This is a genomic window from Coleofasciculus sp. (assembly GCF_046539235.1).
Classification (GTDB): domain Bacteria; phylum Cyanobacteriota; class Cyanobacteriia; order Cyanobacteriales; family Coleofasciculaceae; genus Coleofasciculus.
Window position 1 is genome coordinate 1 of record NZ_JBKHHI010000316.1, and the last position, 7940, is coordinate 7940.

Below are 7940 nucleotides of genomic sequence, written 5' to 3' on the forward strand. Positions count from 1 at the left end.
CATAGGTATACCAATAAACAATCCGGCAATCGTCCAACCGCGTTGATGGGCTTTGAATTGCTCAATGCTGCGCCATTTTCTACTTTTCCACGCCCATTCATTCCCCTTAACACCTAAGACAATTGCCATCAACCATCCCACTTGGGGGACTAATGCCAACAGTCCAATCCAAACTTTATTGGTGAGGGGCCACAAGTAAGGCATGAAAAACGCCCCCCAATTCCAGCCTTTGATTTCATCGGGAACGGGGATTAAGGCGTCAAATAAACCGCCACAGCCTGAATTGTTGATAAAGGCGGTTGGAGTCGCTTGAATAGAATGGCGAGTTGTCTTACCCGATTCCAGGGCGTTGAGGGCAGCAGCAGCACTCTTGAATCGCTGTTCTGGCGCGGGTTCAGTTAGCTTTTGCATCCAACTGACTAAACTGGGGTTTAGGTTCACTCGGTCTTCAAAGCATATTCGTAAATTCCGTTGGGGCAAATCAGCCGGGGCTGTACCTGTGAGAAGATGAATCAGTGTCGCGCCGAGGGCATAGAGATCAGAGGAGGGAACTGCCCGACCACCAAATTGTTCCATGGGAGCATAGCCATAAGTTCCTACAACAGTAAAAGTAGCACCTTCTGTGGTTGCTCGATCCTGCACTGCACCAAAATCAACTAAATAGATATGCCCATCCTCACCCCAAATCACATTGCTAGGCTTAATATCGCGATGGAGTACGGCTGGATTAAGTTGATGCAGAAACTGAAGAATGTGCAGGAGTTCTCTAGCAATTTTACGGATATCGGCTTCGATAAATCGCTGACCCTGACTCATCAAGGTTTTCAGGGAAACGCCAGGAATATAGTCTTGCACTAAGCCGAACCACAGCGATCGCTCATCAATGTGAAAATAGTCTCTATACTTGGGTATGCGGGGATGCTTTAGCTGTTTGAGGATTTGTGCTTCCCGTTCAAATAGCCGTAAATCATCCCACTGTACCTCACCGCCAAAGGTTAAGAGTTTCACAATCACGGGTTGAGGCACAGATAGAGTTATATCATCTGCCAGCCAGGTTTGACGCCGAGGATTGTCACCCAATTTTTGCTTAAGCTGATAGCGATCGCGTAAGATCTGTTGGGGCTGCAACATATCGCCTTGGATTAGTTAAAGACTCATGTCTCTAATCTAACCCTTACCTGGGTGCGGTTCATCAAACTTACATTATCTTTGGTGTCCACGGGTTGGGTTTGTCTGATTTCCCAAAAATTGGGCAAAATCAGACTGAGGGCGATACTGGCAATGATAAACTGGAGTAAGGTCAAGCCAGCTAGACGACCATAACGCACGCGATCGCGCGATGACTGCGCCAGATTTCTCTGCGAGTCTCTACCTGATTTTAAACTCAATAGCCCTTGACGCGCCCCAGTAAACCGTCGTTCTGGTGCTGGTTCTGTCAAACGTTCCAACCATTGGCAGAAATGGGGACTGAGATTGACATAATCGCTAAATTGTAAGCGCATCTGATGTTGGGGTAAATCAGCTGGTGCTATTCCCGTTAATAAATGAATTAATGTCGCCCCTAATGCATAGAGATCTGAAGCGGGAACGACTTTTCCCCAAAGTTGTTCTGGTGGTGTATAGCCACTAGTTCCCACTACTGTAAATGTTACACCTTCTGCTGTCGCGCGGTCTTGTACAGCACCAAAATCAACCAGATAAACCTGTCCATCCTGGCTCAAAATTAAATTACTTGGTTTAATGTCACGATGAAATACAGGGGGCGATAGTTCATGCAAATAAATAAGAATTTCTAAAATACTCTCGGACCCTTGACAAACCTCTGCTTCTGTGAATCGTTTTCCCTGATCTAATAGCGCTTGTAAAGAGTCACCAGGAATGTAATCTTGGACTAAACCAAACCACGGTAATCCCTCTCCGAATTGCTTTTCAATGGCGAAGAAATCACGATACTCAGGAATTCGGGGATGATTGAGATGCTGAAGCACTTGCGCTTCTCTTTCAAATAGCTTTAACTCATCCCAATGCATCTGAGGATTAAACGCTAACAGCTTCACCACGACAAGTTGCGGCGGTGACAGGCTAATGTCTTGGGCTAACCAGGTTTGACGTCCCGCATTTTGTCCGAGTTTTCTTTCGAGTTGATAACGTTCCGCTAACATTTGTTTTTTCATTTGCCATTCGTCATTTTATTCAAATATAAACAACGAGAGGGCGGGTTTTGTTGATAAGTTATCGGTAGACCCGTTAATTAAATCTCTAAACCCGCCCCGACAATACCATATAATTTTTGTTTACTATCCTTTTCCCCTTCTACCCTCCTACCCTTCTACCCATCCTTGAAGTTCCTCAACTAACCAACGCCGCTCGTTTTCGGTTAAGGTTTCACCGAAGGAATAGTAAATCATCCATGTTTCTAACCTTATCTCGGCAAAAGGAATTAACTTGATATTTTTGATATCAGTCAATTGACCGATATGACGCTGATAGGTTAATCCCAAGAGTTCTCGTTCAATAATGAAGTGTTCTGGAGTCAAATAAAGACAATAACCTCCGAACAGATGACGCAAATTATAGTCCACTTTATCTTGGACTTTACCTAATTCCTGATTGGTAGCCCGCCAGAGCCATCCCATAAACACAACCAGGGGGAGCAGAAGCAGAAACAACGTGCCATTATGGGATAATGTGGCAAATAGCCCGATACCTAAGCCTAAAAAGATTAACCCGAATAGTAATAAAAGCGGGAGTGAACAAGCGGTGAGTAGTAAGTCACCCCCTAGTTTGAGAATATCCCGGAACGATCGCTTGGGTTGAGGAATTTTCAGAATAAGCTGCTGGGGCGATTGCTTAAGCTGAACGCGGCTACCTTTCGGTTGAGGGCGGTTGGTTAGGGAATGTTGGGGATAACGATGGTGATGTAGCGCCTCTCGCGCCTCAGCAGCGCTACTAAATCGTGCGTCTAAATCCGGTGCAGTCAAGACGTCTATCCAACGAATCAACTGGGGATCAACCGAGACGCGATCGCTCCATTGTATCCGTAAATCTTGTTGGGGTAAATCAGCCGGGGTAATCCCGGTGAGTAAATGGATTAGGGTTGCGCCTAAAGCATACAAATCCGAGGCGGGTACAGCCTTTCCCCAAAACTGTTCTAAAGGAGTATAGCCAGTTGTCCCTACTACTGTAAAGGTCACTCCTTCTGTCACCGCCCGATTTTGCACCGCCCCAAAATCAACCAGATAAATGGGCAAATCATCCGCCAAAATTAAGTTACTGGGTTTGATATCTCGATGTAGCACTGGCGGTTGTAAGCCATGCAGATAACTAAGAATCTCTAACACTGACTCAGCAATACGCTTCACGTCTTCTTGAGTGAACCGTTTACCTTGAGCCAATAATTGCCGTAAGGAAGCCCCCGGAATGTATTGTTGAACTAATCCGAACCAATACAAACCCTCTCCTACCTGGCTATCCAAGGAAAAATAATCCCGATAGCGGGGAATTTGAGGATGGGTTAGCTGTTGAAGAACTTGGGCTTCGCGTTCAAATAACTTAAACTCATCCCACTGCATCTGAGGGTTAAATGCCAACAGCTTAACAATCACTGATTCTGGCGGGGATACAGAATGGTCAAACGCCAACCAGGTTTGGCGTCCAGGGTTATTGCCAAAGGGATGATGAAGGTGATAGCGATAGCATAAGACCTGTTCTGCTTGCAGCATTTCCCCGTAAGTCCTGATCAAGCCTATTTCTCTACTTTAACTGTATTCCTATCGGTTTATCTTTTCTCAGGAGATGATATGCTCTACTACCTCCCCTGACTTTATCACGTCATCTATAAAAATCGATATCAAACCTAACCCCCCAGCCCCCTTCCCTGCGTAGCTTGCTTCTCCGAAGGGGTGGGAAGGGAAAGAATTTAAAGCCTCTCTCCTTGCAGGAGAGAGGTTTGGAGAGAGGTTTTCCAGATCCCGTGAAAAGTAAGACTAGCTTCCCCAGCTTCCCCAGCTTCCCCAGCTTTCCCATCTCCCCCATCTCCCCCATCTGCTTGAAAACGGCTGTAAATCGGCTATCCTAGCGTAGGATATCGTTCACCAGAAAACCCCTTATGAACAGGAAAAATCGTATTGGTAGTCGTCATTTTTGGCAAATTTGTGCCAGTCAGCTCGTTACAGCAAGTTTATTCACCCTAGCCTTTCCTGCTAATCCTGTCAGTGCTGGTGTCGATCAGTTTCAAATCTGCGCCGCAGAACTCTTGCGTGCAGGTATCTCTAGGGAAAATGCAGCCAGAACTTGTGCTGAGGCGCTTGAACCAAAGGATTTATCCCTCTGTGTCCTGAAAATCGAAGAATTAACGCCAATTGCGGCTGATGATGCGTTATTCGCCTGTATGCGCGTCCGGCGTCCCAAGGAATTGGCAAGCTGTACTGTTGATATTAACCAGCATACTCAAGGTTCTAATCCTGTCTCGGTGCTGGCAAATTGTCGCCGCAGTCTTCTACCCTTGCGTTTTTCTGAATGCGTGATTGGTTTGAGTCGCGAAATTGATTTTTCTGTAGAGGGTGCGCTAGCTACTTGTATTGATGCTGAGGATTTTCCCCGTTAAGTCTTCAAAACTTACTCATTAAGGGGGTGAGCAAAATTACAGGTGAAAAACTTAGCTTCTGAGCTAAGTCTGTTGGGTTCCCTTTGTCAACCCCACCTACAACCATTACACTATTACGATTGAATTGGAATCTCAATTACAAATTCTGTACCGTTTCCCCTCTCACTCGTGACCGATAATTGACCTCGGTGCTTTTCCACGATGATCTGGTAACTAATTGTCAATCCTAAACCCGTTCCCGAACCGACGGCTTTGGTGCTAAAGAATGGATCAAATAGCTTCTGGTGTACCTCCTCTGTCATTCCCAATCCGTTATCAGCGATGCGGATAATCACCTTCGCCTCGTCTACACTCTCCGTACTAATTTCAATAGTAGGGGTTTGGGATTGATCGGGAGTGAGTGGCGATCGCACAAATTCTTCCTCTTCTTCCCCTGCTCCCTCTTCTTCCCCTACTTTGCTATCCCCTCTAATTAACCACATCTCATCCTCTAGTGTTAGTTTGCCATACTTCTCATCTAAAGCATCAATAGCATTGGTAAGGATATTCATAAATACTTGATTTAGTTCACTTGCATAACATTTCACAAGAGGCAAATTACCATAATTTTTGATCACCTCAATCCTCGGTCGTCCGACTTTAGCATCTAAGTGGTACTGTAAGAGCAAGAGCGTGTTATTAAGATCTTGATTAATATCGACAAACTTCAACTCAGCCTCATGTAAATGGAAGAAATTCTTCAGCAAGGATACCGTTTTGCGGATTCGTTCAGCACCCACCTGCATCGAGTCCAAAAGTTTAGGTAAATCGGATTGGATAAAGTCTAACTCAATCGCCTGGATTTGGCGAGTGATTTTCTCGGTCGGATGAGTATAAGTTTGTTGGTAAAGCGTGATTAGATCAAAGAGTTCTTGAATATATTCATTAGCGTGGTAAAGGTTTCCGTAGATGAAATTGACTGGATTATTAATTTCATGAGCAATACCCGCCGCTATTTTACCAAACGAGGACATTTTCTCGGCTTGAATTAATTGGACTTCCGTTTGTTGCAGCTTGTGTAATGCCGCTTCAAGTTCCAAGGATCTTTGCTTCTCTTGCTGTTGGGATTGTAATAAGTGTTCATTTTTGGCTTGCAGTTCTTTTTGCAGGTTCCGTAGTGTCAGGTGAGTTTGGATTCGGCTGACTACCTCTTCCGGCTGAATCGGCTTGGTAATGTAATCAACAGCGCCAATCTCAAACCCATGAACCTTGTTGAGTGTATCGGATAGGGCTGTCATAAAAATGACTGGAATATCCCGCATTGAAGGATTACTTTTGAGTCGTTTACAGACCTCAAACCCATCAATTCCCGGCATCATCACATCCAGTAGGATCAGGTCAGGTTGAGCCGCTTCAACACGCTGAATCGCCGTTTCACCATCCGTTGCAACCAGTACCTTGAATCCGGTTTTTGTCAAATAAGTGAACAGGAAACTCAGATTGGTTGGATTGTCTTCAACAACTAATAGGTTCCCTTTATCTGCTTTTTTATCCATGGTTTTGCTTGGGTATTATCACAGTAAAAATACTTCCTTTGTTAAGTTCACTGGTTACTTTGATATCCCCCCCGAAACCTTTTAATATCTGCATACAAGTATAAATACCGAGTCCTGTGCCTGTGGGTTGATTTCGCTGTTTTTCCTCACCCTGCAATGGTTTAGTGGTATAAAATGGATCAAAAACTTTGGATAGATTTTCTGGGGCTATTCCACACCCTGTATCTTGGACATCAATGTAAAGATTGTCTTCATCCTGCCGGGTGATAATTGTTAACGTTTGTTCTTCCTTATCCCACATAGCATCTAGGGCATTAACGATTAAATTATCCAAGATTTGGGAGATATCAGTATAAACTAAAGGGATTAAGGGAATATGCTCATCCAAAACATATTTTTTTTTTACCTTGTGTTTAAATTGAAGGTTAGCCTGCCAAAAATCGAGTTCTTTTTTGAGGATATCATTAATATTCAGCGAAGTTAACTGCAAGGAGTGATCCATTTTGCTCTTGTACATGAGATTATCCAGGATTTGACTCATATCCCAGGCAGCTTCAACCATTTTTTCAATATAAGCGAATGTCGTTTCTGGAGAAACAGCTTCTTCGGTCATTTCTCCCGTAGCTAAACATTTATAAGATAAAATAAGCTGAATACGATTTCGTAAATTATGCACGATTCCCTGAGTGAACCGTCCGATTAAAGGTTGATCGTCAACGATCAATAGCTTGGGGGTTTTTGGTGTTGAATTATCCATAAATCGTAATTATCGTAATTAGTTTAACCTACATTTTATTTAGCAATTGATACAATACATGAATTAACCTAACATAAGCAATAGTATTTTGTTTATACCTTATGGTTGATTAATTAGGGGTCATAAAATTAGGGCTTATAATTTAATTTTTATTTACGATGTATATTGATTAATAAGTTGCTCTATTTTTTTTAGCTGAAAGCCTCTAGCGAGATAATGGATTTGTTTGGCAAAGGGAATCCATTGACTGTTTACGCCTTCCCAACGTTGCGCTTGATCGATCATGGCTTGAATATCCCCCATTGCCAATAATTCCGACAAAATCGCTAATTCTGAAGCAGGTGGAGGAACCAGCGGTAGAGTATTGGTTTCCAATTCACCAGTTGTTGAATCTCTGGGTTCTTCATAAATTCCTCCAACACCTAAATGGACAATCAATAATTCCAGGAGTTGCTGGATTGGCACAGGTTTTGAGAGAAAATCTTGGCATCCAGCCGCTAAACTCTCCTGCTGGGTCGTCTCGAAAACATTAGCGGATATGGCAATAATAACCGTCTTTGCGAGCTGAGGCAATTGGCACAGTCGCCGCGTTGCGGTCAAACCATCTAGTCCCGGCATGATTAAGTCCATTAAGATCAGATCAGGCTGAATCTCGACTGCCTTTTGTCAACAATCTTGACCATCGACGGCTTTAAAAATGTTCAAATCGAACGGTTTGAGTAATTCTCCTAATAAAGACCGATTAATCGCATTATCATCAACAATGAGAAGAGTTTGCTGTTGTCCTTTAACGCCAATGAGTCGGCGATCGCTTAATGGATTCGAGGCTTGACCCCTCCCCAAACCCCTCCCCGAACCTCTCCCGACGCCTCTCCTACCAGGAGAGGGAAGCGGAATATCTTTTTTTATTTGGAGGGGCTTTGATGCTCCCCCTTCCGTGCAAAAAAAGCGAAGCATCCTCTGTCCTCCCTCCTCGCAGGGGGAAATGAGGGGGGTTGGGAAGGGGGCTGGGGGGTTAGGTTTTTCCAATTCGCCAGCAGTA

Annotated in this window: 8 protein-coding genes; 1 reads left to right on the forward strand and 7 read right to left on the reverse strand. The window is 44.1% G+C overall.

Going from position 1 to position 7940, the window contains the following annotated elements; translation table 11 throughout:
* From ACLFWI_RS22380 to ACLFWI_RS22390, 3 genes are all read right to left on the reverse strand, one after another.
* Window positions 1-1131: serine/threonine protein kinase (locus ACLFWI_RS22380; protein ID WP_446414757.1), on the reverse strand; the 1131-nt coding region annotated here is incomplete at its 3' end.
* 23 nt (window positions 1132-1154) lie between these two features.
* Window positions 1155-2174 carry a serine/threonine protein kinase gene (locus ACLFWI_RS22385; RefSeq protein WP_446414758.1) on the reverse strand — a complete coding sequence of 340 codons (1020 nt, stop codon included), beginning with the start codon at window positions 2172-2174 and terminating at the stop codon, window positions 1155-1157.
* 147 nt (window positions 2175-2321) lie between these two features.
* The gene (locus tag ACLFWI_RS22390) at window positions 2322-3743 is read right to left on the reverse strand and encodes a serine/threonine protein kinase (RefSeq protein WP_446414759.1); all 1422 of its coding nucleotides are present in this window, start codon (window positions 3741-3743) and stop codon (window positions 2322-2324) included.
* A 365-nt stretch (window positions 3744-4108) separates the two neighbouring features.
* Between ACLFWI_RS22390 and ACLFWI_RS22395 the strand changes: the two genes are divergently transcribed.
* Window positions 4109-4606, forward strand: a complete 498-nt coding sequence (locus ACLFWI_RS22395) for a hypothetical protein (protein ID WP_446414760.1) — start codon at window positions 4109-4111, stop codon at window positions 4604-4606.
* 113 nt (window positions 4607-4719) lie between these two features.
* Here the strand turns inward: ACLFWI_RS22395 and ACLFWI_RS22400 are convergent, their stop codons facing one another.
* The 4 genes from ACLFWI_RS22400 to ACLFWI_RS22415 all read right to left on the reverse strand — a co-directional run bounded on the left by ACLFWI_RS22400 (window position 4720) and on the right by ACLFWI_RS22415 (window position 7855).
* Entirely contained in the window at window positions 4720-6141 is a 1422-nt protein-coding gene (locus ACLFWI_RS22400; RefSeq protein ID WP_446414761.1) for a hybrid sensor histidine kinase/response regulator, read from the reverse strand.
* Window positions 6134-6898, reverse strand: coding sequence for a sensor histidine kinase (locus ACLFWI_RS22405; protein WP_446414762.1), 765 nt, complete (start codon window positions 6896-6898; stop codon window positions 6134-6136). The genes ACLFWI_RS22400 and ACLFWI_RS22405 overlap by 8 nt, the downstream gene beginning before the upstream one ends.
* Before the next feature lie 153 nt (window positions 6899-7051).
* Window positions 7052-7549 carry a response regulator gene (locus tag ACLFWI_RS22410; protein WP_446414764.1) on the reverse strand — a complete coding sequence of 166 codons (498 nt, stop codon included), beginning with the start codon at window positions 7547-7549 and terminating at the stop codon, window positions 7052-7054.
* Window positions 7550-7564: 15 nt separating this feature from the next.
* Window positions 7565-7855, reverse strand: a complete 291-nt coding sequence (locus tag ACLFWI_RS22415; RefSeq protein WP_446414763.1) for a hypothetical protein — start codon at window positions 7853-7855, stop codon at window positions 7565-7567.
* Between the last annotated feature and the right edge of the window lie 85 nt (window positions 7856-7940).

Bases quoted from the DNA above. Each gene is read 5' to 3' on its own strand.
- ACLFWI_RS22405 (WP_446414762.1), bottom strand. From the start codon at position 6,898: ATGGATAATTCAACACCAAAAACCCCCAAGCTATTGATCGTTGACGAT.
- ACLFWI_RS22415 (WP_446414763.1), bottom strand. From the start codon at position 7,855: ATGCTTCGCTTTTTTTGCACGGAAGGGGGAGCATCAAAGCCCCTCCAA.
- ACLFWI_RS22385 (WP_446414758.1), bottom strand. From the start codon at position 2,174: ATGAAAAAACAAATGTTAGCGGAACGTTATCAACTCGAAAGAAAACTC.
- ACLFWI_RS22400 (WP_446414761.1), bottom strand. From the start codon at position 6,141: ATGGATAAAAAAGCAGATAAAGGGAACCTATTAGTTGTTGAAGACAAT.
- ACLFWI_RS22395 (WP_446414760.1), top strand. From the start codon at position 4,109: ATGAACAGGAAAAATCGTATTGGTAGTCGTCATTTTTGGCAAATTTGT.